20 protein-coding genes and 1 pseudogene are annotated in these 23,541 nt (G+C 73.3%); 11 read left to right on the forward strand and 10 right to left on the reverse strand.

Annotation, left to right across the window (positions count from 1 at the left end):
* Positions 1-516 precede the first annotated feature (516 nt).
* From STRVI_RS15840 to STRVI_RS15860, 5 genes are all read left to right on the forward strand, one after another.
* Positions 517-849, forward strand: coding sequence for a hypothetical protein (locus tag STRVI_RS15840; protein WP_014056670.1), 333 nt, complete (start codon positions 517-519; stop codon positions 847-849).
* Between the two features lie 165 nt (positions 850-1,014).
* The gene (locus STRVI_RS15845) at positions 1,015-1,641 is read left to right on the forward strand and encodes a YigZ family protein (RefSeq protein WP_014056671.1); all 627 of its coding nucleotides are present in this window, start codon (positions 1,015-1,017) and stop codon (positions 1,639-1,641) included.
* 168 nt (positions 1,642-1,809) lie between these two features.
* Positions 1,810-3,045: an exonuclease SbcCD subunit D gene (locus STRVI_RS15850; RefSeq protein WP_014056672.1), complete on the forward strand. Its 1,236-nt coding sequence runs from the start codon at positions 1,810-1,812 to the stop codon at positions 3,043-3,045.
* Entirely contained in the window at positions 3,042-6,371 is a 3,330-nt protein-coding gene (locus STRVI_RS15855) for an AAA family ATPase (RefSeq protein ID WP_014056673.1), read from the forward strand. Before STRVI_RS15850 ends, STRVI_RS15855 begins: the two co-directional genes overlap by 4 nt.
* A 58-nt stretch (positions 6,372-6,429) precedes the next feature.
* Positions 6,430-7,344, forward strand: coding sequence for an IS982 family transposase (locus STRVI_RS15860; RefSeq protein ID WP_014056674.1), 915 nt, complete (start codon positions 6,430-6,432; stop codon positions 7,342-7,344).
* Between the two features lie 378 nt (positions 7,345-7,722).
* Here STRVI_RS15860 and STRVI_RS15865 read toward each other — a convergent pair whose 3' ends face one another.
* On the reverse strand, positions 7,723-9,405 hold the full coding sequence (locus STRVI_RS15865) for a DUF885 domain-containing protein (protein WP_014056675.1): 1,683 nt from the start codon (positions 9,403-9,405) through the stop codon (positions 7,723-7,725).
* Positions 9,406-9,478: 73 nt separating this feature from the next.
* Positions 9,479-9,973: an Lrp/AsnC family transcriptional regulator gene (locus tag STRVI_RS15870; protein WP_014056676.1), complete on the reverse strand. Its 495-nt coding sequence runs from the start codon at positions 9,971-9,973 to the stop codon at positions 9,479-9,481.
* Positions 9,974-10,068: 95 nt separating this feature from the next.
* Between STRVI_RS15870 and STRVI_RS15875 the strand changes: the two genes are divergently transcribed.
* The gene (locus STRVI_RS15875; RefSeq protein WP_078505741.1) at positions 10,069-11,376 is read left to right on the forward strand and encodes a PLP-dependent transferase; all 1,308 of its coding nucleotides are present in this window, start codon (positions 10,069-10,071) and stop codon (positions 11,374-11,376) included.
* Here the strand turns inward: STRVI_RS15875 and STRVI_RS15880 are convergent.
* Complete coding sequence (locus STRVI_RS15880) at positions 11,318-12,580, reverse strand: GNAT family N-acetyltransferase (RefSeq protein WP_014056678.1); 1,263 nt, start codon at positions 12,578-12,580, stop codon at positions 11,318-11,320. The two genes, STRVI_RS15875 and STRVI_RS15880, sit on opposite strands and share 59 nt — an antisense overlap.
* A 123-nt stretch (positions 12,581-12,703) precedes the next feature.
* On the reverse strand, positions 12,704-13,237 hold the full coding sequence (locus STRVI_RS15885; RefSeq protein WP_014056679.1) for a DUF1990 family protein: 534 nt from the start codon (positions 13,235-13,237) through the stop codon (positions 12,704-12,706).
* Between the two features lie 288 nt (positions 13,238-13,525).
* Between STRVI_RS15885 and STRVI_RS15890 the strand changes: the two genes are divergently transcribed.
* Positions 13,526-15,115 carry an alkaline phosphatase D family protein gene (locus STRVI_RS15890; RefSeq protein WP_014056680.1) on the forward strand — a complete coding sequence of 530 codons (1,590 nt, stop codon included), beginning with the start codon at positions 13,526-13,528 and terminating at the stop codon, positions 15,113-15,115.
* Positions 15,116-15,223: 108 nt separating this feature from the next.
* Here the strand turns inward: STRVI_RS15890 and STRVI_RS15895 are convergent.
* Positions 15,224-16,047: pseudogene (locus tag STRVI_RS15895) on the reverse strand (alpha/beta fold hydrolase).
* A gap of 301 nt (positions 16,048-16,348) precedes the next feature.
* Positions 16,349-17,131: an SDR family oxidoreductase gene (locus tag STRVI_RS15900; protein WP_014056681.1), complete on the reverse strand. Its 783-nt coding sequence runs from the start codon at positions 17,129-17,131 to the stop codon at positions 16,349-16,351.
* Between the two features lie 164 nt (positions 17,132-17,295).
* Here STRVI_RS15900 and STRVI_RS15905 point away from each other — a divergent pair, with 164 nt between their 5' ends.
* The gene (locus tag STRVI_RS15905) at positions 17,296-18,042 is read left to right on the forward strand and encodes a GntR family transcriptional regulator (protein ID WP_014056682.1); all 747 of its coding nucleotides are present in this window, start codon (positions 17,296-17,298) and stop codon (positions 18,040-18,042) included.
* 101 nt (positions 18,043-18,143) lie between these two features.
* Here STRVI_RS15905 and STRVI_RS15910 read toward each other — a convergent pair whose 3' ends face one another.
* A complete protein-coding gene (locus tag STRVI_RS15910) occupies positions 18,144-19,364 on the reverse strand; it encodes an ROK family protein (protein WP_014056683.1) in 1,221 nt (406 codons plus the stop codon).
* Positions 19,365-19,513: 149 nt separating this feature from the next.
* Between STRVI_RS15910 and STRVI_RS15915 the strand changes: the two genes are divergently transcribed.
* Entirely contained in the window at positions 19,514-19,954 is a 441-nt protein-coding gene (locus STRVI_RS15915) for a hypothetical protein (RefSeq protein ID WP_014056684.1), read from the forward strand.
* Positions 19,955-19,994: 40 nt separating this feature from the next.
* Here the strand turns inward: STRVI_RS15915 and mug are convergent, their stop codons facing one another.
* The 3 genes from mug to STRVI_RS15930 all read right to left on the reverse strand — a co-directional run bounded on the left by mug (position 19,995) and on the right by STRVI_RS15930 (position 22,869).
* Positions 19,995-20,537, reverse strand: coding sequence for a G/U mismatch-specific DNA glycosylase (mug, locus tag STRVI_RS15920; protein WP_014056685.1), 543 nt, complete (start codon positions 20,535-20,537; stop codon positions 19,995-19,997).
* Positions 20,538-20,545: 8 nt separating this feature from the next.
* Positions 20,546-21,979, reverse strand: a complete 1,434-nt coding sequence (gene purB / locus STRVI_RS15925; protein ID WP_043238898.1) for an adenylosuccinate lyase — start codon at positions 21,977-21,979, stop codon at positions 20,546-20,548.
* Positions 21,980-22,098: 119 nt separating this feature from the next.
* Positions 22,099-22,869: an SGNH/GDSL hydrolase family protein gene (locus STRVI_RS15930; RefSeq protein WP_014056687.1), complete on the reverse strand. Its 771-nt coding sequence runs from the start codon at positions 22,867-22,869 to the stop codon at positions 22,099-22,101.
* Positions 22,870-22,935: 66 nt separating this feature from the next.
* Between STRVI_RS15930 and STRVI_RS15935 the strand changes: the two genes are divergently transcribed.
* Positions 22,936-23,172, forward strand: coding sequence for a hypothetical protein (locus STRVI_RS15935; protein WP_106685665.1), 237 nt, complete (start codon positions 22,936-22,938; stop codon positions 23,170-23,172).
* Positions 23,173-23,294: 122 nt separating this feature from the next.
* Positions 23,295-23,519 (forward strand): hypothetical protein, encoded by a 225-nt coding sequence (locus STRVI_RS15940; RefSeq protein ID WP_014056689.1) that lies wholly within the window; start codon positions 23,295-23,297, stop codon positions 23,517-23,519.
* Positions 23,520-23,541 lie beyond the last annotated feature (22 nt).

Consider the following 23,541-nt stretch of genomic DNA (forward strand, 5'->3'; position numbering starts at 1 on the left):
GGCGGCGGGCGCGGCGGTGGTCATCCGCCACCGCGCCGTCCGGGTTGTCGGGGGCGTCGGTGCCGTCGGGGGCGCCCGAGCTGTGCGTGCCGCCCGCGCCGCACGGGGCGTCCTTGCCGTCCGGGCCGCCACCCCGCCGTGAACGCGCACCGAGCCGTGGGCACCACCCACCACAGACTGACCACGCTCAACCCGGCGGTGGCGACGGTGGCCGCGAGCGGAAGGTGCCCGGTCAAGAAGGCCCCCGGGCGGCCGGTGAATCCGGTTCTGTGTGTCGTCATGTCCCCCACCTGCGTGATCAGCCGATTCGCAGAGGTGACCTTACGAAAACCGTGGACCGGCGGACACTGCCGAAAGACCGATACCCACCTGCGCACACCGCACGGCATCCGGCCGACGCCCAGGAGACGCATGCTGGTTATAGGAGCGGAAGCAGGGGGAACCCGACTCATGCGCTCGGCAATCATGAACCGCCGACCGCGACCGACCGAGGGGGCGGAAGGAGAGGAAGAGACCATGCCCGCAGGATCCAGCCGTAAGCGTGAACGGCAGTACGAGCACATCAAGGAAGGCGCCGAGGAGCGCGGTGCCTCCACCGGCCGGGCGAAGGAAATGGCCGCCCGTACGGTGAACAAGGAGCGCGCCCGCTCCGGGGAGTCCAAGTCCGCCGGCAAGACCTCGACCCAGGACCCGAAGTCCGCTCCGCAGCGTGGTGGCCAGCGCTCCGGCAACCGGACGGGACCCAAGGGTCCGACGCGCGACCAGCTCTACAACGAGGCCAAGCAGCGCGGTATCGAGGGCCGCTCGAACATGACCAAGGACCAGCTGGCCAAGGCCCTGGGCCGCTGACCTGGATACCGCCGCCCCTTCCCGGGGTGCGCCGCCCTCCCCGCGAGACAGCGGGGCCGGGCGGCGTCCGCCTGGTGGGGCGGCCTCGCTGGTGTCCACCCCTGGCCGCTGCTCACGGGGGACACACGCGGGACCAGCGCACAGGCCGGGACATAGGGTGGCCTGATGCAGGAGCGGTACCGGACGGTCGCGCGCGAGGGCGTGCACGAGATCGAGATCAACAGATCGCGCTTCCTCTGCACGCTCGCGCCCGCCGCGACCGAGCAGGAGGCGCAGAACGTCGTCCAGCGCGTCAGGAAGGAGCACCCCACCGGCACCCACAACTGCTTCGCGTACGTCATCGGCGCGGACGGCGGTGTGCAGAAGGCGAGCGACGACGGGGAGCCGGGCGGTACGGCCGGGGTGCCGATGCTGCAGATGCTGCTGCGCCGTGAGGTCCGGTACGCGGTGGCCGTCGTCACCCGCTACTACGGGGGCGTGAAGCTCGGCGCGGGCGGTCTGATCCGGGCCTACGGCGGCGCGGTCGGCGAGGCGCTCGACGCGCTGGGCACCGTCACCCGGCAGCGGTTCCGGCTGGTGACCGTCACTGTCGACCACCAGCGGGCCGGAAAGCTGGAGAACGATCTGCGGGCGACGGGGCGGGCGGTCCGGGAGGTGCGCTACGCCGAGGCCGTGACCATCGAACTGGGGCTGCCCGAGGCCGATGTGGACGCCTTCCGCGACTGGCTGGCGGACGCCACCGCCGGCACCGCAGCACTGGAGCTCGGCGGCGAGGCGTACCAGGACGCATGAGACCGGGAGGTCTCCGGGATCCCGACACGGGCGGGAAATACGAGGTCCGTGAGATACCGGGCACCGACCGCGGCTAACGTGGTCGGTGCCCGGGCCGTGCGTACGCCGCGGGTGTGATGCTGGCCACTGGGGTGGAGGAAGGACAGAAGTGCAGGTCGGAGACCGCTTGTGAGAATGCTGCACACCTCCGACTGGCACCTCGGACGGTCCTTTCACCGGGTCAGCCTCCTTGCCGCGCAACGGGAGTTCATCGACCACCTCGTCACCACCGTGCGCGAGCGGCACATCGACGCGGTGGTCGTCGCCGGTGACATCTACGACCGGGCCGTGCCGCCGCTCGCCGCCGTCGAGCTCTTCGACGACGCCCTGCACCGGCTCGCGGACCTCGGCGTGCCCACGGTCATGATCTCCGGCAACCATGACTCGGCCCGCCGTCTCGGCGTCGGCGCCGGGCTGATCGACCGGGCCGGGATCCACCTGCGCACCGACCCCGCCGGATGCGCCACCCCCGTCGTCCTCTCCGATGACCACGGCGAGGTGGCCTTCTACGGTCTGCCGTATCTCGAACCCGGGCTGGTGCGCGAGGAGTTGGGCGCCTCCGCGGCCGGTCATACGGCGGTGCTGGGCGCCGCCATGGACCGGGTGCGCGCCGACCTCGCCACCCGGCCGTCCGGCACCCGGTCCGTCGTCCTCGCGCACGCGTTCGTCACCGGTGGCGCGGTCAGCGACAGCGAGCGGGACATCACGGTCGGCGGAGTCGCCTCCGTACCCGCCGACGTCTTCGACGGCGTCGACTACGCCGCGCTCGGCCATCTCCACGGCTGTCAGACCATCACCGAGCGCATCCGCTATTCGGGCTCCCCGCTCGCGTACTCCTTCTCCGAGGCGGCGCACCGCAAGTCAATGTGGGTGGTGGAGCTGGAGGTGGCGGGCGAGGCGCCGTCGTGCGAACGGGTGGACTGCCCGGTGCCGCGCCCGCTGGCCCGGATCCGCGGCCGGATCGAGGGGCTGCTGGACGACCCGGACCTCGACCGCCATGAGGAGGCGTGGGTCGAGGCCACGCTGACCGACGCGGTGCGGCCGCATGAGCCGATGGCCCGGCTGGCGCGGCGCTTCCCCCACGTACTCACGCTGGTCTTCGACCCCGAGCGGCCCCCCGAGGATCCGCTCGCCTCGTACGCACAGCGGCTGCGCGGCCGCTCGGACCGGCAGATCGCCGAGGACTTCGTGGCCCATGTGCGGGGCGGCCGCGGCCCGGACGAGGCGGAGCGCGCGCTGCTCGGCGACGCGCTGGAGGCCGTACGGAGCGAGGCGCACGAGGGGGTTGTGCCCGGTGAGGAGCACGGCGCGGCGGCGACCGCGACGGCGAGGGCCGGGGCGACGGCGGGGGAGGTGGCGCGATGAGGCTGCACCGGCTCGCCGTCACGGCCTTCGGCCCGTTCGGCGCCACCCAGGGGATCGACTTCGATGAGCTGTCCGCCGCCGGGCTCTTCCTGCTGCACGGGCCGACCGGCGCCGGTAAGACGTCCGTCCTGGACGCGGTCTGCTACGCGCTGTACGGCCAGGTGCCCGGCGCCCGCCAGGGCAACGGGCTCTCGCTGCGCAGCGACCACGCCGAACCGCTGACCCCGACCGAGGTCGTTCTCGAATTCACCGCCGGGGAGCGGCGCTTGGAGATCACCCGGCGCCCCGAGCAGCCGCGCCCCAAGAAGCGGGGCACGGGCATGACCCGGGAGAAGGCGCAGACCCTGCTGCGCGAGTACGCCCCGGCAGCGGCGTCCGCTTCGGTATCCGGCTCGGCTTCCGGGCCGGGGCAGTGGAAGGCACTCAGCCGCTCCCACCAGGAGATCGGCGAGGAGATGGGGCAGTTGCTCGGCATGAGCCGGGAGCAGTTCTGCCAGGTGGTGCTCTTGCCGCAGGGCGACTTCGCCCGCTTTCTGCGCGCGGACGAACTGGCGCGCGGCAAGCTGCTGGGCAAGCTGTTCGACACCGGCCGCTTCGCCGCCGTCGAGGAACGGCTGGCGGAGCTGCGGCGGGCGGCGGAGAAGCGGGTCGCGACCGGGGACGAGCGGCTGCTCGCACTCGCCCATCGGATGGGGCAGGCGGCGGGCCGCACCACGGAGCTCGACGGGCATCCGCTGCCCGAGCCGACCCCCGGTGAACCGGGGCTGGCCGACGCCGTCCTGGAGTGGGCCGCCGTCGCCCGCACCGGCGCGCGCGAACGGCGGGACATCGCGCTCTCCGCCGTACGGGCCGCCGAGGCGGCCCACGACGCCGCCCAGCGGGCCGCCGACGCGACACGCGAACGGGCCGAACTGCAGCGCCGCCACGCCGAGGCCCGCCGCCGGGCGGACGACCTCGAACGGCAGCGGCCCGACCACGACCGGCTGCGCGAGCTGCTGGAACGAGCCCGCGCGGCCGACGCGGTGGTCCCCGCACTCGACCTGCGCACCGCCGCCGCCCGCGACCACGACACCGCCGAAACCACCGAACGCCAGGCCCGCGCCCGCCTGACCGCCGAACCCGGCCTTGCGGCGTCGGCCCTCGCGGTGATCGCGGACATCCCCGACCAACGCACGCCCGCTGCCCCGGCGACATCGCCCGGCACGTCCCTGCCCGCACAGGGCACCGCGACCCCGGACGAGACCACCCGGCACGCGAGGGGCGCGGCGGTTGCGCACGGCGGGCACGGACGAGGGGCTTGGCCGGGCCCGGCGTCATCCGGTGAAGCGCGCGCTTCGGGGCGGGAGGCGGTGGCCTCGGGCGAACGTGCTCCGTACGGCTCGGACGCGTCCGCGGTGCTCGGCGAGGCCGATGCCGAGTGGTTGGGGCGGGTTGAGCGGCGGGTGCGGGAGGAGCTTGGGGCGTTGGGGGCCGCGCGGCGGGGGGAGGCGCGGGCGGAGGCCGTGGTCGGCGAGATCGGTGCGCTCGACGGGGAGGCCCGTGCCGACGACGAGGCGATCGAGGAGGCCGCCGAGTGGCTCGCCGGGTGGGAGGAGACCCACCGGGCGCATCAGCGGCGGATCGAGGCCGCGCAGGAGGCCGTCAACCAGGCCGAGCAGTTGGGCGGGCGGATCGAGCCCGCCGAGCGGCGTCTTGAGGCCGCCCGGCGGCGGGACCGGCTCGCCGGGCAGGAGCGGGAGGCGCGGGACGAGCTGTTGCGCGCCCGCGAGGGGGCCGCCGCCGCGCGGCAGCACTGGCTCGACCTCAAGGAGGCCCGGCTGCGCGGCATCGCCGCCGAGCTGGCGGCCGGGCTGCGCGAGGGGGAGCCCTGTGCGGTGTGCGGGGCGACCGAGCACCCGGGTCCGGCCCGGCCCGGGGCCGGGCATGTGGACCGTACGGCGGAGGAGACCGCGCTGGCGGACTACCAGCGTGCCGAGGAGGTCCGCGAAGAGGCCGAGCGCACGCGGAACGCGCTACGGGAGGCCCACGCGGGCGCGGAGGCCACGGCGGAGGGCGAGGACGCGGCCGAACTCGACCGGGCCTTGGCCGAGTTGCGGGCCGCGTACGCCGAGGCCCGTGACGCGGCGGCCGACGGGCACGCCGCCCGCGCGGCCCTGGACCGGGCCGAGGGCGAGCACGCACGGCGTACGGCGCAGCGGCAGGAGGCCGAGCGGCGGGCGGCCGCCCGCACCTCGCGCCGCGAAACCCTGGCCCGGGAGCGGGCCGCGCTGCTGGCGGAGCTGGAGCGGGCGCGCGGCGCGGACGCCACCGTCGCCGAGCGTGCGGCGCGGCTCGAGCGGCAGGCGGGGCTGCTGGCCCACGCCGCCGAGGCGGCGCGGGCTGCCGACGCGGCCGCGACCCGGCTGAAGGAGGCCGACGCCCGGCTCGCGGACGCCGCGTACCGGGCCGGGTTCGCGACTCCGGAGCAGGCCGCCGAGGCCGTGCTGCCCCCGGACCGGCAGCGCGAGGCGCGCCGTCGTCTCGACGCATGGCAGACGGAGTCGGCGGCGGCCGGGGCCGAGCTGTCCGACGCCAGGGTGCTCGCCGCCGCGCAGGCGCCGCCCGCCGACCCCGTGGCGGCGCAGACGGCGGCCGACGCGGCCACCCGCGCGCTGCGCGAGGTCTCGGCCGCGGACGCCGCGGCCCGCACCCGCTGCGAGGACCTCGACGCGCTCTCCGCGCAGGCGGTCGCGGACGCCCGCAGGCTCGCCCCGCTGCGCGCGGAGCACGACCGGATCGCCCGCCTCGCCTCGCTCGCCGCGGGCACCTCCACGGACAACGAGCGCAGGATGCGGCTGGAGGCGTATGTTCTGGCGGCCCGGCTGGAGCAGGTCGCGGCGGCGGCGAGCGCCCGGCTGCGCCACATGTCCTCCGGGCGTTACACCTTGGTGCACTCCGACGCCCGCTCCGGCGGGCGCGGCCGCTCCGGTCTCGGACTGCATGTCATCGACGCCTGGACCGGCAGCGAACGCGACACCGCCACCCTCTCCGGCGGCGAGACCTTCTCCGCCTCGCTCGCCCTCGCGCTGGGCCTGGCGGACGTGGTCACCGACGAGGCGGGCGGGGTCCGCCTGGACACCCTCTTCATCGACGAGGGGTTCGGCAGCCTCGACGAGCAGACCCTGGACGAGGTCATGGACGTGCTCGACTCGCTGCGCGAGCGGGACCGTACGGTCGGCATCGTCAGCCATGTCGCCGATCTGCGCCGGCGGATCCCCGCCCAGTTGGAGGTCGTCAAGGGCCGAGAGGGCTCGGCCGTACGCCACCGTACGGCCGCCGCGCACTAGATGAATGAGTCCAAGGGATGGCCTGCGGACATGAGGCGAGGGCGTCCAATGTCGATGTGTGACGAACGACCTGAACACCCTCGCAACGGCACTGTACGCCCGGATCGACGATGAGTTGAAGGCTTCGCCGTGGCTGGCCCCGGCGCGGCCCGCGGTGGGGATCGCTCCCCGGCTCAGTGACGCGGAGCTGCTCACGCTCGCTGTGATGTCGGCGGTGCTCGGCTACACCTCCGAGCGGCGCTGGCTGCGCCGTGTCGACCAGGACTTCCGCCATCTCTTTCCCCGTGTGCCCCAGCAGTCTGGCTACAACAAGCGCCTGCGTGCCGCGTCGTCCCTGCTCATCAGCATGATCCGGATTCTGGCCCGGGACACCTCGCTGTGGAGCGACGACGTGTGGCTGGTCGACTCCACCCCGGTCGGCTGCGGATGTTCCCGGGAAACAGCCAAACGCTCGGACCTGGCCGGATGGGCCCAGTACGGCTACTGCGCATCCCACTCCCGGTACTTCTGGGGGCTGCGGCTGCACCTGGTGTGCACGCTCGGCGGCCTGCCGGTCCTGTTCGCGCTGACCGGCGCCAAGGCCGATGAACGCGAAACGCTGAGGGACATGCTCGACACCGCGCCGGACGTGACCGCCTCCCACCCCGGACAGACGATCATCGCCGACAAGAACTACTACGGCTACGAGTTCGAGCACGACCTCGCGGAGCGTCACCTCGTCCTGCTGCGGCCAGCCCGCAAGGGCGAGCCCGAGCGGGCCGGAGCGCACCTGTTCAAGCCCCTTCGCCAGGTCATCGAGTCGATCAACCAGACTCTCAAAGGCCAGCTCGATCTGGAACGGCATGGCGGCAAGAGCCCACGTGGCGTGGTCGCACGCGTTCTGTGCCGGATCCTCGCGCTGACCGCGGCCGTCTGGCACAACGACCTCACCAGACAGCCGGTCAAGCGATCACTGATCGCCTATGACCACTGACCGTGACAACACCCCTTGGACTCATTCATCTAGCGCGAGGGCGGGCCGTCGCACCAACGAGCAGGCGAGCCCGGGCACTACGGGTGTCCGGCGGACCACGCGGCGGAGCCGCATATCGATGCTTTCCCCTCCCCGCCCCTTCCCTCGGCATCGATATGCGGCTCCGCTGCGTGGCAGGGGCTCCGCCCCTGGACCCCGGGGTCCAGGGGCGGAGCCCCGGTTGGGGAAGGGGCGGGGAGGGGCGGGGAGGGGAGCAGCCAGCCGCCGGCGGCAAGATCCGCCGGACGCCTCCTGGCGGGAGGGCGAGCCCTCGCACCAGCGGGAGGACGGGCCGCACCCCGTGAGGATCGCGGCCCGCCCCGCGCGCTCAGCGGAAGCTCAGAGCGCCGACAGCTCCTCCACCAGGTCGTCAAGCCCCAGCGAACCCTGCGACAGCGCCGCCATATGCCACTTCTTGGCGTCGAAGGCGTCGCCGTGCGCCTTACGGGCCGCCTCCCGCCCCGTCAGCCAGGCCCGCTCGCCCAGCTTGTAGCCGATGGCCTGGCCCGGCATGCCCAGATAGCGCACCAGCTCACTGTCGAGGAACTCCGCCGGACGGCCGCAGTGCAGCCCGAAGAACTCGCGCGCCAGCTCCGGGGTCCACCGCTCACCGGGGTGGAAGGGCGAATCGGCGGGGATGTCCAGCTCCAGATGCATCCCGATGTCGACGATCACCCGCAGCGCCCGCATCATCTGCGCGTCCAGATAGCCCAGCCGCCGCTCCGGGTCCGACAGGAAGCCCAGCTCGTCCATGAGCCGCTCCGCGTACAGCGCCCAGCCCTCGGCGTTGGCGCTGACCATGCCGACCGTGGCCTGGTAGCGGGAGAGCTGGTCGGAGACGTGTGCCCACTGGGCGAGCTGCAGATGGTGGCCGGGGACGCCCTCGTGGTACCAGGTGGAGACCAGGTCGTAGACGGGGAAGCGGGTCTCGCCCATCGTGGGCAGCCAGGTCCGGCCGGGGCGGGAGAAGTCCACCGACGGCTGGGTGTAGTACGGCGCCGCCGCGCTGCCCGGCGGGGCGATCATCGACTCGACCCGCTTGACCCGCTCGGCCAGGTCGAAGTGGGTGCCGTTCAGCTCCTCGATGGCCTCGTCCATCAGCTCCTGCAGCCACACCCGCGTCTCCTCGACGCCCTCGATATGGGCACCGTGGGTGTCGAGGTGGCGCAGCGCCTCCCACGGGTTGGCGCCGGGCAGGATCTTCTCGGCCTCGGTGCGCATCTCGGCGTGGATACGGTGGAATTCCGCCCAGCCGTACGCGTACGCCTCGTCCAGGTCGAGATCGGTGCCGTTCCACATCCGGGCCCAGCGGCGGTAGCGCTCGCGCCCCACCACATCGGCGGCGCCCTCGATGGCCGGGGCGTAGGTCCCGCGCAGCCAGTCGCGGAGCTCGACCAGCGCGCCCCTCGCCGCGGCGGCCGCCTCGTCCAGCTCACCGCGCAGCGCGTCGGGCCCCCCGGCGGTGAAGTCGGCGAACCAGCCGCCGTCCGTGCCGATCCACTCCGTCAACTGATCGAGGACCGTGGCCACCTGCCGGGGGCCGGCCGGCAGGCTGCGCCGCAGCCCCTCGGCGAGCGAGGCGCGGTAACCCTCCAGTGCGGCCGGTACGGCGCGCAGCCGGGCCGCGACGGCCGACCAGTCCTCCTCGGTCTGGCTGGGCATCACGGTGAAGATGCCGCGCACCGAGTGCAGCGGGGAGCTCAGGTTGCTGACCGCGCGCAGCCCCTCGTGGGCGTCGTGCACGGCGAGCTCGGCGGTCAGCCGCTCCCGCAGCAGCCGGGCGCAACGCCGCTCGGCGTCGCTGTCCGCCCCGGGGCGCGCCTCGGCCTCGGCCAGCCGGGCCAGGGTGGTGCGGGAGAGGTCGGCGACGGCCTCGGCCCCGTCGGGGGAGAAGTCCGGGAGGCGCCGGGAGCTTTCGGGAACGCCCAGGTAGGTGCCGGTGATCGGGTCGAGTTCGATGAGGGCGTCGACATAGCTGTCGGCGACCTGACGGGGCAGCGGAGCGTTCTTGGTATCGGACATGCGGCCCATCCTCGTACGTTCCGGGGCGCGGCGTCAGCACCACGGGAGTGTGACGAGCGGGAACAGAGGTGTGCTACGAGATTGCCGAGCCGTCTCGGGCGGGCGGCAGCAGCGGGCCGCAGCTCCACTGCTGGAAGATCAGCCGGGTCTCGACCCGGGTCACCTCGCGGCGCGAGGTGAACTCGTCCAGCACCAGCCGCTGCAGATCGGCGGTGTCGGCCACCGCGACATGCACCAGATAGTCGTCCGGCCCGGCGAGGTGGAAGAGCGCCCGGGACTCGGGCAGTGCCCGGATCCGCTCCACGAACGGGCCGACCAGTTCCCGGCGGTGGGGCCGTAGCTGGACCGAGAGCAGGGCCTCGAGACCGCGTCCCAGCTTGGTGGGGTCCAGACGGAGTTCATGGCCGAGGATCACGCCGGAGCGGCGCAGCCGGGTCACCCGGTCCAGACAGGTCGAGGGCGCCACGCCGACCTGGGCGGCCAGATCGCGGTAGGTGGTCCGGGCGTCGTTCTGCAGCAGCCGCAGAATCTGGAGGTCCACCGGATCGAGAGCGACGGTTTCGGCCATCGGCCGAACGTAGCACGGACATCTGCCGCGAGAGTCCGGTGGTTGTTCACCCTTCACCCATGGACATCAGGGAGAGCACGGAGAGCACGGAGAGCATGGGGACCACGGGGGCCACGGGGACCACGGGGACCACGCCGGGCACACGGGGCCCGCGCGGCGAGGCCGGACGGCGCGCGTTCGCCACCGAGGCCGTCCACGCCGGGCGCGAGGACCTTCCGGCCATGGGACTGCACGCCGTACCCCTGGATCTGTCGACGACCTATCCCTCGTACGACAGCCGCCAGGAGGCCGCCAGGATCGACGCGTTCGCCGCCACCGGCGCCCGGCCGGACGGCCCGCCCGTCTACGCCCGCCTGGACAATCCCACCGTGGCCCGCTTCGAGACCGCCCTGGCCCGGCTGGAGGGCACCGAGAGCGCGGTCGCGTTCGCCAGCGGCATGGCGGCGCTCAGCGCGTGTCTGCTGGCGCGCGGGTCCCAGGGGCTGCGGCATGTGGTCGCGGTCCGCCCGCTGTACGGGTGCAGCGACCATCTGCTGGACGCCGGGCTGCTGGGCACCGAGGTCACCTGGGTGGATCCGGCCGGGATCGCGGAGGCGATACGCCCCGACACCGGTCTCGTCATGGTCGAGACCCCGGCCAATCCGACGCTCGCCGAAGTCGATCTGCGGGCCGTCGCCCACTCCTGCGGTACGGTCCCGCTGCTCGCGGACAACACCTTCGCCACACCGGTGCTGCAGCGCCCGGCCGAGCGGGGCGCGAGCGCCGTACTGCACAGCGCCACCAAGTACCTCGGCGGACACGGCGATGTGATGGGCGGCGTGGTGGCCTGCGACGAGGAGTTCGCCCGGGCGCTGCGGCAGGTGCGGTTCGCCACCGGCGGGGTGCTGCATCCGCTCGCCGGATATCTGCTGCTGCGCGGACTGTCCACGCTGCCCGTACGGATGCGGGCCGCCTCGGCGACCGCGGCCGAGCTGGCCAGGCGGCTGGCCGCCGATCCCCGGGTGGCCCGCGTCCACTATCCGCGGATCGGCGGGGCGATGGTCGCCTTCGAGACCCGCGGCGATCCGCATGCGGTGATCTCCGGGGTGCGGCTGATCACCCCGGCGGTCAGCCTGGGCAGTGTGGACACCCTCATCCAGCACCCGGCCTCCATCAGCCACCGCATCGTGGCCGAGGGGGACCGCCACTCCTCGGGGATCGGCGACCGGCTGCTGCGGATGTCGGTCGGGCTCGAGGACGTCGCGGATGTCTGGCGCGACCTGGACCAGGCGCTCGACGGCGGCCCGGCGGGGCGCGGCGCCCACCGGGCGGAGCGCGCGGCCTACAGCGATGTCCCGGCCGGTCTCAGCGCGAGTGCGGCAGCGGGGGGACCGGTGCCGGTGCCGGGTCCAGGCGGGCGCTGATCACCAGCGTGCCCTGCTCGATCTGGTAGTCCAGCGGCAGTTCGAGGGAGCGCATCGCGGTCACCATACCGGTGTTGGCCGACTGGGTGACGGCGTAGACGCTTCCGTAGCCGGTCTCGGCGGCCATCGCGACCAGCCGCCGCAGCAGCTCCCCGCCGACGCCGCGCCGCTGCCACTCGTCCTCGACGATCAGGGCGACCTCGGCCTCGTCCCCGTCCCACAGCAGATGGCCGAGGGCGACCAGCCGCCCGGAGGCGGTGTACGCGGCCAGGGTGCGGCCGAAGCGCGGGCTCAGCAGATGGGCGAGGTAGCGGTCGGCGTCGCCGACCGGTCCGTGGTAGCGCAGCGAGAGCGTCGCGGGGGAGCAGCGGGCGTGCATCTCGCGGGCCGCGGTCAGGTCGCCGGCGTCGGCGCGGCGCACGGTGATGGCGTTGCCCTCGGGCAGCGTCAGCACATCACCGTCGTGCGGGATCCGCGGGCCGAGCCGGGCGTCCAGCTCGACCAGCGCGCGGGCCCGGGCGAACTCGGTCGGGGTGAAGGGCAGATACGGCCGCTCGATGACGATCGCGCCGCCGGACGGGTCGCGCAGCCGCATCACGGTCTCCTCCAGGACACCTTCGGCGGGCGGTGTGCTCTCCAGGGAGCGGCCGCTGAAGGACTTGGCGGGAACCGAGCGGATGGTGCAGCGGCCGAACAACTGGCGCAGGGCGAGCGGGAGTTCGGCGGCGTCCAGGGCGGTACGGGTGGCCAGGGTCAGCGCCCGGGTCGGCGCGTCCACCAGGTCGTGGGCGTCGGCCCGCTCGACCCAGGTGTCGCTGCCGCCCGCGGCCGCGACGGCGTCGGTCAGCTCGACGGACGGCAGGGCCTCGGGCGCGCGCAGCAGGAATTCGTCCACCGTGCCGTCCGTCAGCGGATGGGTCTGCAGGGCCAGGATGTCGACCCGGTGCCCGGCCAGTGCCGCGCACAGCGCGGCGAGGGTGCCCGGCTCGTCCCTTACGGTCGTGCGCATCCGCCACAGCGTGGTGGGCTCGGGGGTCGTGGTCTGCGGGGCGCCCGCGGCGTGGGCGTTGTGCGCGTCGGCCGCGGGCGAGGGTGAGCTGCCCGGGGGTGCGTGGTCCTGGCGCCGTGACCACCATGCGACCAGCTCGCGCCGCCAGCGGGGGCGGTGCCGGGAAGGGTGCTCGGGGGTCGCTCGAAATGTCATGCAAACACCCTCGCGCAAAGGTGTTGCGTGATCACGAACGGACTGTGACCTATGGGTTAAGGGTGCATCTGATAACAGAAGCTCATTTTGTCCGAAATTAAAAAGTTGAAGTCCGAGGTTCCGTCACCCTACCGTCCACCTGCGCAGTACCCTGCCGCAACGCCGTGCGTACGCCCGCTGGAAGAGCGGCACCAGCGGCCCGCCGGCCCGGCTGAACCAGGAATCCGGGCGGCTGAACGCCGTCACCGTCAGCACCACCGAGCCATCCGGCTCCAGGTCCACCAGGAACGACTCCTCGCCGCGCTCCGGATGGCCGGGCAGCGTGCCGTACGCGAAGCCGGTCCGGGTCTCCTCCGCGACCGTCCACACCACCTCGCACGGCGCGCGCAGCCGCAGCCGTCCGACCCCCAGGCCCACCACGACCGGCCGCCCGGGGGTGGCGACCGGATCCGCGGCGCGGATCGACACCCCCACCGCCCGGTGCATCCGCCAGTCCATGACCGCGCGCCCGGCCGCCTCGAACGTGCCCCGCCCGTGGCCGATGCGGGTCCGCACCCGTAGCCGGCGATAGCCGGCGGGCAGCGGCCACCGTCGGGTGGCGCCCACCTCCGGATAGGTGAGACGGGAGGCCGGGTCGGGGGCGTCGGTGGATCCCATGCCCGTACGGTACGCGGCGGCCTTACGACGAGCGGCGCCGGAACGCGGCGGCCTTACGGTGCCCAGCGCGGGAACACGGCGGCCTTACGGTCGCGGTCAGGCTTGCGCGGCGGCCTTACGGTGCCCGGCGCGGGAACGCGGCGCCCTTACGGTGCCTTCTCGGGAACGCCCCGCGGGGCACTTCCCCGGTGCGGGCGCCCGGTTATTCACTGGGCGTTCGTAAGAGCGGCATCTTGTACGGATAACAAACACAACAGCACAGCAGTTCTACGAGCAACGGAGGGCACCATGGGGCGGGAATCCGGCAGAGGGATCGGACGGCGCACGGTATTGCAGGGATCGGCGGCCGCGTCGGCGGCGCTCGCGGTGCCCGCCGTGGCGTCGGCCGCGTCGGCCACGTCCGGCGCGCCCGCTCAGGCGCTGTCGGGGCGTCCGAGCGCCCAGTGGGGCGTTCAGGTGGGCGATGTGACGACGTCTTCGGGGCTGGTGTGGGTCCGCTCCGACCGTCCGGCCCGCATGATCGTGGAGACGTCCGCGACCGAGTCGTTCGCGCGGGCCAAGCGGTGGCGGGGCCCGCTGGTCGGCCCCGGCACCGACTTCACCGGCCGCACCGCACTGCACGGCCTGCCCGCCGGGAGCCAGGTGCACTACCGGGTGCTGCTGGCCGACCCGGAGGACCCGCGCCGCACCAGTGAGGCGGTGCACGGCACGTTCCGCACGGTTCCCGAGCGCCGTAAGGACGTGCGTTTCGTCTGGTCGGGCGATCTGGCGGGGCAGGGCTGGGGCATCAACCCGGACCACGGCGGCTACCGCATCTTCGAGGAGATGCGCCGCCGCGAGCCGGACTTCTTCCTGTGCAGCGGCGACAACATCTACGCCGACGGCCCGATGACCGAGACCGTCAAGCTGCCCGACGGTTCCACCTGGCGCAATCTCATCACCCCGGAGAAGACCAAGGTCGCCGAGACGCTCGACGAGTACCGCGGCAACTTCCGGTACAACCTGCTCGACTCCGCGTTGCGCCGCTTCCACGCCGAGGTGCCGACCATCACCCAGTGGGACGACCACGAGGTGCTCAACAACTGGTACCCGGGCGAGATCCTGGTCGACGACCGCTACACCGAGAAGAACGTCGACGTGCTGGCCGCCCGCGCGCGCCAGGCGTTCGCCGAGTACTTCCCGATCAGCACGCTGCGGCCGGACGCGAGCGGCCGCGTCTACCGGGTCCAGCACCACGGCCCGCTGCTGGACGTCTTCGTGCTGGACTGCCGCACCTACCGCGACCCCAACTCGCCGGGCCGCCAGCCGAAGGACGCCCAGGGCATCCTGGGCGCCGAGCAACTCGGGTGGCTCAAGCGCGAGCTGTCGCGGTCGCGCGCGGTGTGGAAGGTCATCGCCTGCGATATGCCGCTGGGCCTGGTGGTCCCGGACGGGGACACCGACTTCGAGGCCGTCGCGCAGGGCGACCCGGGCGCCCCGCTCGGCCGTGAGCTTCAGATGGCCGACCTGCTCCGGCACATCAAGCACCGGAAGATCACCGGCACGGTGTGGCTGACGGCGGACGTCCACTACACCTCGGCGCAGCACTACGACCCCTCGCGGGCGGCGTTCAAGGACTTCGCGCCGTTCTGGGAGTTCGTCTCCGGTCCGCTGAACGCGGGTGCCTTCCCCTCGGTGAAGCTGGACGGCACGTTCGGCCCCGAGCAGCCCTTCGTCAAGGCGCCGACCGTGGCGAACGTCTCGCCCGCCGAAGGCTTCCAGTTCTACGGCGAGGTGGACATCGACGGCGACAGCGCCGAGATGACGGTCCGGCTGCGCGAGGATGGCGGCAAGGTGCTCTTCACCAAGGTCCTGCGTCCGGGTCTGGTCGGCCAGTAGCCGTATGCGGCGCGGTGCGCGGCCCCGTGCGGAACACCCGCGGGGCCGCGGACCGGGCGGCGCGCGGGAACGGCGGGTGATCCGGGGTGCCGGGCGGGAAGCCGGTCGTCAGCGGCTGCCGTCCAGGATGACGCGGGCGACCAGCGCGGGGTCGTCGTTCATGGGCACATGGCCGCAGCCGGGGAGGCGGACCAGCCGGGCGCCGGGGATGACCCGCTTGGCGCGGACGCCCTGGCGGCGCGGCAGCACCCGGTCGCGCGAGCCCCAGGCGATGGTGACCGGGACATCGGGGATGTCATGCGTGAACAGCTCGGAGTTTCCGGCGGCCAGCGTGGCGTCGAAGCCGACCGCCTCACGCATCGCCCGCGTCTCGGCGACGACCGCGGCCGGTGAACGCCGCGCGGGCCGGGCGTAGATGGCGCCGGTCAGTGCGGCCCGTCCGGCCGCGCCGCGGGCCAGCCAGGCCACCAGCGGCGGCGGCAGCACCCGCGCGCCGGCCCGCATGGCGGACAGCACGCCGAAGGCGTAGCGCCGCTCGGCCTCGTTCCAGAACTGGGCCGGGGACAGCGCGGTGACGGACCGTACGAGTCCGAGTCGGCCCAGCTCCAGGGCGAACAGCCCGCCCAGCGAGCCACGTCGGGGCGCTTGACACCAAGGGTCTCGAAGAGCGCGCCGAGCACCCGTATGACGCCGTCGAGGTCGTAGGGGATGCCGTCCGGCAGCGCGTCCGACGCCCCGAAGCCGGGCAGATCCACGGCGATCACCTCGCGGTCGACCGCGAGGATGTCCAGCACCGGCTCCCACGCCTGCCAGTGGTGGCCGATGCCGTGCAGCAGTACCAACGGCCGCCCCGCGCCGCGCCGTTCGTGGACGACCCGGGCGGTGCGGGGGCCGCCGGGGGTGGCGACGGAAAAGGAGAGGGACGCGGGCATGGGATGGCTCCTCGCGATCGGCGTTCGGGCAGGCGCGCATGCGGCGTATGAGACAGCATGTCAGCAAGAGTTACCGGAGGGTAGCCCCGGTGCCTGTGCATACGCCTACGCCGACCGCGAGCGGTGCGCGCCCCGCGCGAGTGAATCGCCGAGGGGCTGGCCCGTCGGCTCTCGGGGCGAACGGCCCCGGCGTCATGTCGACGTGCCCACACCGCGATTCCCGGCGACCCTGAGCGGCGCCGCGAGCTGAACGGCGCCTTCGCGCACTGAACGGGACCCCGGCGCCCGGGGCGCGGCGCGGTTACAGCCCGCCCGCGACCCGCAGCACCGCGCCCGTCGTGTACGACGCATCCGGCGACAGCAGCCACGCCACCGCGCCCGCGATCTCCTCCGGCTCCCCCGGGCGTCCCATCGGCACCCGCCCGGGGTTGCGCCACGGCCGCTCGGGGTCGCCCATCCGTGCGTGGATGTCGGTCAGCGTCATCCCGGGCTGGACGGAGTTGACCCGGATCCCCTCCGCCGCCAGCTCCTTCGACAGTCCGACGGTCATCGTGTCGACCGCCGCCTTGCTGGCCGCGTAGTGCACATACTCCCCGGGGCTGCCGGTCGTCGCCGCGCCCGAGGAGATGTTGACGATGGCGCCGCCCTGCCCGCCGTGGCGCGTGGACATCTCGCGCGCCGCGCGCCGGGCGCACAGCAGGGCCCCGGTCACATTGACGTCCACGACGCGGCACATCACCTCGGGTGAGGTCTCGGTGAAGCGGCCCAACGGCCCGGTGATCCCGGCGTTGTTGACCAGGCCGGTGATCGGCCCCAGCTCCTCCCGCACCCGGTCGAACATCGCCTCGACCTGCTCCGCGTCGCTGGTGTCGGCCTGGACGACCACCGACCGCACACCCTCCGCGCGCACCGCCGCCGCCCACCGCTCGGCCGCGTCCTGGGCGCTCTCGTAGCCGATGGCGACGCTGTGCCCGGCGCGGGCGAGCCGCACCGCCACCGCCGCACCGATACCGCGACTGCCCCCGGTGACCACCGTGACCTGGTCCGTGCCCATCCGCTTGCTCAGCTCCGCCCCGTAACGCATTTCGTTCCGACGGTCACCGACGATAACCGGTCAAAGGATTGGTCTTGACCAAGTTCGCACGCCGCCTTATGGTCACATTGATACTGCAACAACCTTTAATAAAGAAGCGCGCATAACTGTGAAGGCGCGCACGCCTGTCGGCCGTCGGAATCAAGGGGGACAGAGTGGGGACCACGCAGCTTGAATCGGTGCCTGAGCCCAAGTACTGGCATCTGAAGACCGTGCTCAGCGACGCGCTCGACTCGGAGTTCGCGGTCGGGGAGATCCTGCCCAACGAGCGTGAGCTGGCAGCCCGCTTCGGCGTCGCCCGCGCCACCCTCCGGCAGGCCCTCGAGCAGCTTGAGCTGGAGGGCAGGCTGCAGCGCCGCCGCGGCGTCGGCACCACCGTCGCCCCGCCCCGCGTCGGCGTGGCCGTCGGGGACTACGCCCACGGCTGGACCGACACCTCCGGTGAGGACACCTGGCAGACCGTGGACAGCACCGAGGCCGTGCCGCCCGCCGAGGTCGCCCGGCTGCTGGAGCTCGACCCCGACACCCCGGTCCACCGGGTGCGCCGCACCAGGATGACCCACGGCCAGCCGCTCGCCGCCGAGCTGCTGTACGTACCGGCCGACTCCGTCCCCGGCCTCGCCGCCATCGACACCCCCAGCGGGCTGGCCCGCGCCCGCGCGGTGCTGCGCGAGCTGCGCCGGCTTGAGCTGGAGGGCCGTGAGCAGACCGTGGAGCTCGGCTCGGCCCGCGCGGACGACGCCAAGGAGCTCGACCGGCTGCCCGGCGCCCCCGTCCTCCTCGTGACCACCCGCTATGTGGCCGAGGGCCGCACCGCGGCCGTCGCCGTGGCCACCTACCGGGCCGACACCTGCCGGCTCACCTTCGGTGACGCGGCGGGCGAGGAGCTTCTGGCGGGCTGATCCGGGCCCGTTCTGTGTCGTGGGCGCGTCTCGCGTCGCCGCCGCGTACGGCACTCCGAAACCCAGATCCCCCAACGCCCCGGCCCGCCCCGCGTCCCGCGTCAGCGGCTCGCGCGGCGGGTCGTCACCGTACTGTCGACCGCGAAAAGCTCCTGCTCCACATGGTCGAGGGCCAGCCGCAGCGCCCCCGTGGTCACCGCCGCCTCGCCCAGCAGCGAGAGCGTGACCTCCGGGGCCCGCAGACAGTAGCGGGACAGCTCATCGCGCAGCGGGGCCAGCACACCGTCCAGCCCGGCGGCCCAGCCGCCGACCACGACGACCTCTGGGTCCAGCGCCAGCACCAGGGCCGCCGTGTCGTGCACCAGCCTGCGGACGAAGCGGTCCACGGCCGCGCGGGCGCGTAGGTCGCCGTCTCGGGCCAGCGCGAAGACATGCGCGACCTGCGCCTCGTCCAGCGGGTTCAGCGGCTCCCCGGTCGTGGAGAGCACCTCCTCCGGGGCGGCCTCGCGGCCCAGCAGATGCAGCGCCCCGATCTCCCCGGCGGCGCCGCCGAAGCCACGGTGGAGCCGGCCGCCGATCAACGACCCGGCCCCCGGGCTCAACCCGGCCAGGACGAAGACCACATCGTCCGAGCCGACCGCCGCGCCCTTCCAGTGCTCGGCCACCGCCGCCGTGTTCGCGTCGTTCTCCACCAGCACCGGACAGCGGAAGGACCGCCGCAGCCGCTCGCCCAGAGGCAGCCCGGTCCAGCCGGGGAGCGCGGTGCACAGATGGACGGTGCCGTCGGCCTCGACGATGCCGGGGCTGCCCACCCCGACCGCGCGCAGCGAGAACCGGGCGACCCCCGCGCGCCGCAGCAGGTCCGCGACGGCGGTGCGCACCCGCTCCAGGCGCTCGTCGGCCGACGCCTTCTCCGAGACCTCGCGCACGATCGAGCCGAGCGCGTGTCCGTCGAGGTCCGACAGGAGCGCGGCGACCCGGTGTGCCCCTATTTCTATGCCCAGCAGATGCCCTGCCTCGGCCCGGAAGCGGAAGCGGCGCGCGGGGCGGCCCTGGCGGCGGATGCCGCCCTCCTCGGCGGGCACCTCGACCACCAGACCACTGTCGGCCAGCCCGTCGATCACGCCCTCGACGGTGGGCCGGGACAGCCCGGTCACCCGCGTGAGATCGGTGAGGCTCGCGCTTCCGGCACAGCCGCCCGCGTCGTCCGGGCCACCCTCGGTGGCCGTGCCGGACGCGGTCGCGGCGCGCAACGCGTGCAGTACCACGGCGGAGTTGATGCGTCGCAGCAGAGACGGATCCCCGCCGGTGAGCCGCCCCAACGTCGGCCTCCCTCCCAGTGCGTATCTGCCGGATCGTATCCGCTGGACGGGGAGGCGGCGAGTGCCTCCTCCCACCCGGGCCGCCCGGCCGCCGAAATGGTCATTCTGACGGGCGGCCAGATGTCCGACCCGCGCTGTTTACTGACGCCATGACCAGTACGGCGGACCAGGTGGCCACGATCGATCAGCTGCGCGCGCGGGACTTCCCCGCGCAGCGGGCCGCCGACGGGCGGGTGGAGAGCGGCCCCGGCTTCCATGTCGCCGACCTCCGCGTCAGCGAGGACTTCTGGGATGCCGATCTGACCCGGATCGAGGAAGTGCTGGAGGAGTTCGAGGCCGAGCTGAGCGTGCTGGTCCAGGTGCTGACCTTACGGTGGGGCGCCCCCGATGTCCTGGATCTCACCGGCTCCCTGGAGCGCTCGGCGATGGGCGAGCCCGTTCCGCCCCCGCTGGACACCCTGTGCGGTTACGTGCCCGAGCTGAGCATCTGGCGCCTCGACGGCCGCTGGGTCGGGCTGGGCGTGGGGCAGGGCGACCGCGAGCTGCCGTTCCAGCTCCTGGTGGCGATAGGTGAGGAGGGGACGATATGACGCCCCTCCCTCCGGCCTCGGCCTCCGCCCTCGGGTCCGCCTAGCCGTCCGCCTCGGCGGCATGGCGGAGGCGGCCGTACTCCTCCGCCATCGTCGCCAGTGTCCAGTGCGCGTTGAGCCCGCTGGGATTCGGCAGGGCCCAGATGCGGGTGTCCCCTATCGTGCGCGTCTGCGGGCCGATCGTCGCCTTCTTGTCGCCGAACGCGGCGCGGTAGGCGGTGACCCCCGCCACCGCCAGCCAGCGCGGCCGCAGCCGGAGCACCTTCTCCTCCAGGATCCGGCCGCCCTCCCGGTACTCCTCGTCGCTCAGCTCATCGGCCCGCGCACTGGCACGTGCCACCACATTGGTGATGCCCAGGCCATGGCGCACCAGCTCCGCCTGCTCGGACGGATCGAGTCGGCGAGGGGTGAAACCCGAGGCGTGGAGGGCGGGCCAGAATCGGTTGCCGGGGCGGGCGAAGTGGTGGCCGGTGGCGGCCGTCATCAGCCCGGGGTTGATACCGCAGAAGAGGACCCGCAGGCCGTCCCCGACCACATCGGGGACGAGGCGGTCGCGGGCGGCCTCCAGTTCGGCGGGGGTCATCGCCGGCGTCAGAGGATCGAGCCGGGGGTGTAGGCGGCGGCCGCCGGGCGCTCCTTGACGATCTCCTCGATCCGGGACACCACCGCACCGACCTGGTTCGCGGCCGCGCCCGTGAAGGAGAGCTTGTCGTCCATCAGCGCGTCGAGACCGGCCCGGTCCAGCGGGATGCGCTCATCGGCGGCGAGCGAGTCGAGCAGCTCATTGCGCTCGGCGCCCTGCTCGCGCATCGCCAGCGCCGCGCCCACCGCGTTCTCCTTGATCGCCTCATGGGCGACCTCGCGGCCCACCCCGGCCCGGACGGCACCCATCAGCACCTTCGTCGTGGCGAGGAAGGGCAGGTAACGGTCCAGCTCACGGGCGACGACGGCGGGGAAGGCGCCGAACTCGTCGAGCACGGTCAGGAAGGTCTCCAGCAGCCCGTCCAAGGCGAAGAACGCGTCCGGCAGCGCGACCCGGCGCACCACCGAGCAGGAGACATCGCCCTCGTTCCACTGGTCGCCCGCCAGCTCCCCGGTCATCGAGGCGTAGCCGCGCAGGATCACGGCGAGGCCGTTGACGCGCTCGCAGGAGCGGGTGTTCATCTTGTGCGGCATCGCGGACGAGCCGACCTGGCCGGGCTTGAAGCCCTCGGTCACCAGCTCGTGCCCGGCCATCAGCCGGATGGTCTTGGCCAGCGAGGACGGAGCCGCGGCGAGCTGCACCAGCGCGGTGACGACGTCGTAGTCCAGCGAGCGCGGATAGACCTGGCCGACGGAGGTGAACGCCTGCGCGAAGCCGAGGTGGGCGGCGACCCGCCGCTCCAGCTCCGCCAGCTTCTCCGCGTCGCCACCGAGCAGGTCCAGCATGTCCTGCGCGGTGCCGACCGGGCCCTTGACGCCCCGCAGCGGATAGCGGCCCAGCAGGTCCTCCAGCCGTCCGTACGCCACCAGCAGCTCGTCCGCCGCGGTGGCGAACCGCTTGCCGAGCGTGGTGGCCTGCGCCGCCACATTGTGCGACCGGCCGGCCATCACCAGCTCGGCGTGCTCGGCGGCCAGCTTGCCGAGCCGGGCCAGCACCGCGACCGTACGGTCCCGTACCAGCTCCAGGGAGAGCCGGATCTGGAGCTGCTCCACGTTCTCGGTGAGATCGCGGGAGGTCATGCCCTTGTGGACGTGCTCATGGCCGGCGAGGGCGTTGAACTCCTCGATCCGGGCCTTCACATCGTGGCGGGTGACCTTCTCTCGCTCGGCGATCGAGGCCAGGTCGACGATCTCCAGGACCCGCTCGTAGTCGGCGAGGGCGGCGTCCGGCACCTCGATTCCGAGGTCCTTCTGGGCGCGCAGCACGGCGAGCCACAGCCGCCGCTCCAGCGTCACCTTGTACTCGGGGGACCACAGGACGGCCAGCTCCGCGGAGGCGTAGCGGTTGGCCAGGACGTTCGGAATGCGCGGCTTACCAGTCACGTGCACAGAGTCTACTGGCCGTCCTCGCAGGCCAGACCGGTGGCCGAGGGACCCCTCCGAAGGGCCCCGGGGCGCGGGCGGGCGCGGGCCCTGCGGATCAGCCGCGGATGAGCTGAGGATCAGTCCTCGTACGGCAGCAGCTCGGCGCGCTTGGGGGCGCGACCGTCGCCCGAGGAGCGGCCGGTCAGCCGCCTGCCGATCCACGGCCCGAGGTGCTGGCGGGCGAACCGCACATCCGAGGTGCGGCGGGCTGTCCAGCCGACGGGCACCGCGGGCGGCAGCGGCGCGTTCCAGTCGGCCTCCGGCTCATGGCCCAGCGCCTGCCATATGGCCTCGGCGACCCGCCGGTGCCCCTCGGCGTTCAGATGCAGCCGGTCCTCGTCCCACATCCGGGGGTCCCCGACGGCCTGGGAGGCGAACAGGTCCACGACGGTCGCGTCATGCCGTGCGCCCAGCTCGTCGATGACCGAGAACAGCCGCTCCATCCGCGGCTGGAACCGCTCGAACACCGGCCCGCGCCGCCCCGGGCTGCGCATCAGCACCAGCCGCTTGCAGGTGGGCGCCAGCCGCTCGACGGCCTCCTCCAGCAGGGCGCACACCCGGCCCACATCGCATTTCGGCCGCAGCACATCGTTCAGCCCGCCGACCAGGGTCACCAGATCGGCGCCCATGGCCGCCGCCGGGCCCGTCTGCTCCTCGACGATCTGCCCGATCAGCTTGCCGCGGACCGCGAGGTTGGCGTATCGGAAGCCGGGGCTGTGGGCCGCGAGCCGCCCGGCGAGCAGATCCGCCCAGCCTCGGTAGGTGCCGTCCGGGAGCCGGTCCGACATGCCCTCGGTGAAGGAGTCGCCGACCGCGACAAAACTGCTGTAGGTGATGTTCGTCTGCATGGCGCAGGCGATCCTATCCCGGTGGGCGGGCTGCGTTGACCGCCGACCGCGAGCATGATGAGCCGCATGGCGATGACCCACATCTACTTCGAGGGCGGGGCCCGGAACGGGACGACCGCCGGCTGGAATGTGGAGCCCGGCGCGGACATCTACGACGACAACATCTTCCGGCCACCGGAGCTGTACCGGCGGACGAACCGCACCAAGGTCATCGGCCGGGTCGAGTACGTGATCTTCCGCTACGACCCGATGGGCACCCGGCCCGGCACCGGCCCAGGCAGCGCCTCCGGCCCCCGGCGCTGAGCCTCGCGCGGCCGTCCGGGCGATGCCCTCCGGTTGGCCCGCTTGGACCGCGCGGGGTTCCGCGCACCGCGTGGCGGGGCAGTCTGGTCGACGTGGATGCCTTCGAATGCGACCGCACGACCATGGCCATCGTCGCCGCCGCGCTCGCCGACGACGGGGAGGGCGCCGCCGCCCTCCTGGAGCCGCTCGAGATGCGCGATGCGTGCCGGGTCGCGGTGCGGCTCGCCGCGATGGCCGCCCATGCGCTGGTGGCGGTGGCCGAGGAGGGCGGCGGCGGACGGGAGGAGGCGCTGGCCCACTGGCAGGAGTGCATCATCGCCCATGAGTCCAGACGCACCGAGGAGTGACCGGAGGCGACGAGGAATGAGG

The sequence above is a fragment of the Streptomyces violaceusniger Tu 4113 genome (assembly GCF_000147815.2).
GTDB lineage: Bacteria > Actinomycetota > Actinomycetes > Streptomycetales > Streptomycetaceae > Streptomyces > Streptomyces violaceusniger_A.

What these genes read in the sequence shown, in the direction of transcription:
- STRVI_RS15930 (WP_014056687.1), bottom strand. Translation starts at nt 22,869, where the DNA reads ATGCAGACGAACATCACCTACAGCAGTTTTGTCGCGGTCGGCGACTCC.
- mug (WP_014056685.1), bottom strand. Translation starts at nt 20,537, where the DNA reads ATGACCCCCGCCGAACTGGAGGCCGCCCGCGACCGCCTCGTCCCCGAT.
- STRVI_RS15840 (WP_014056670.1), top strand. Translation starts at nt 517, where the DNA reads ATGCCCGCAGGATCCAGCCGTAAGCGTGAACGGCAGTACGAGCACATC.
- STRVI_RS15855 (WP_014056673.1), top strand. Translation starts at nt 3,042, where the DNA reads ATGAGGCTGCACCGGCTCGCCGTCACGGCCTTCGGCCCGTTCGGCGCC.
- STRVI_RS15940 (WP_014056689.1), top strand. Translation starts at nt 23,295, where the DNA reads ATGGCCATCGTCGCCGCCGCGCTCGCCGACGACGGGGAGGGCGCCGCC.
- STRVI_RS15890 (WP_014056680.1), top strand. Translation starts at nt 13,526, where the DNA reads ATGGGGCGGGAATCCGGCAGAGGGATCGGACGGCGCACGGTATTGCAG.
- STRVI_RS15870 (WP_014056676.1), bottom strand. Translation starts at nt 9,973, where the DNA reads ATGGCCGAAACCGTCGCTCTCGATCCGGTGGACCTCCAGATTCTGCGG.
- STRVI_RS15875 (WP_078505741.1), top strand. Translation starts at nt 10,069, where the DNA reads ATGGGGACCACGGGGGCCACGGGGACCACGGGGACCACGCCGGGCACA.
- STRVI_RS15845 (WP_014056671.1), top strand. Translation starts at nt 1,015, where the DNA reads ATGCAGGAGCGGTACCGGACGGTCGCGCGCGAGGGCGTGCACGAGATC.
- STRVI_RS15935 (WP_106685665.1), top strand. Translation starts at nt 22,936, where the DNA reads ATGGCGATGACCCACATCTACTTCGAGGGCGGGGCCCGGAACGGGACG.
- STRVI_RS15880 (WP_014056678.1), bottom strand. Translation starts at nt 12,580, where the DNA reads ATGACATTTCGAGCGACCCCCGAGCACCCTTCCCGGCACCGCCCCCGC.
- STRVI_RS15915 (WP_014056684.1), top strand. Translation starts at nt 19,514, where the DNA reads ATGACCAGTACGGCGGACCAGGTGGCCACGATCGATCAGCTGCGCGCG.
- STRVI_RS15865 (WP_014056675.1), bottom strand. Translation starts at nt 9,405, where the DNA reads ATGTCCGATACCAAGAACGCTCCGCTGCCCCGTCAGGTCGCCGACAGC.
- STRVI_RS15900 (WP_014056681.1), bottom strand. Translation starts at nt 17,131, where the DNA reads ATGCGTTACGGGGCGGAGCTGAGCAAGCGGATGGGCACGGACCAGGTC.
- STRVI_RS15885 (WP_014056679.1), bottom strand. Translation starts at nt 13,237, where the DNA reads ATGGGATCCACCGACGCCCCCGACCCGGCCTCCCGTCTCACCTATCCG.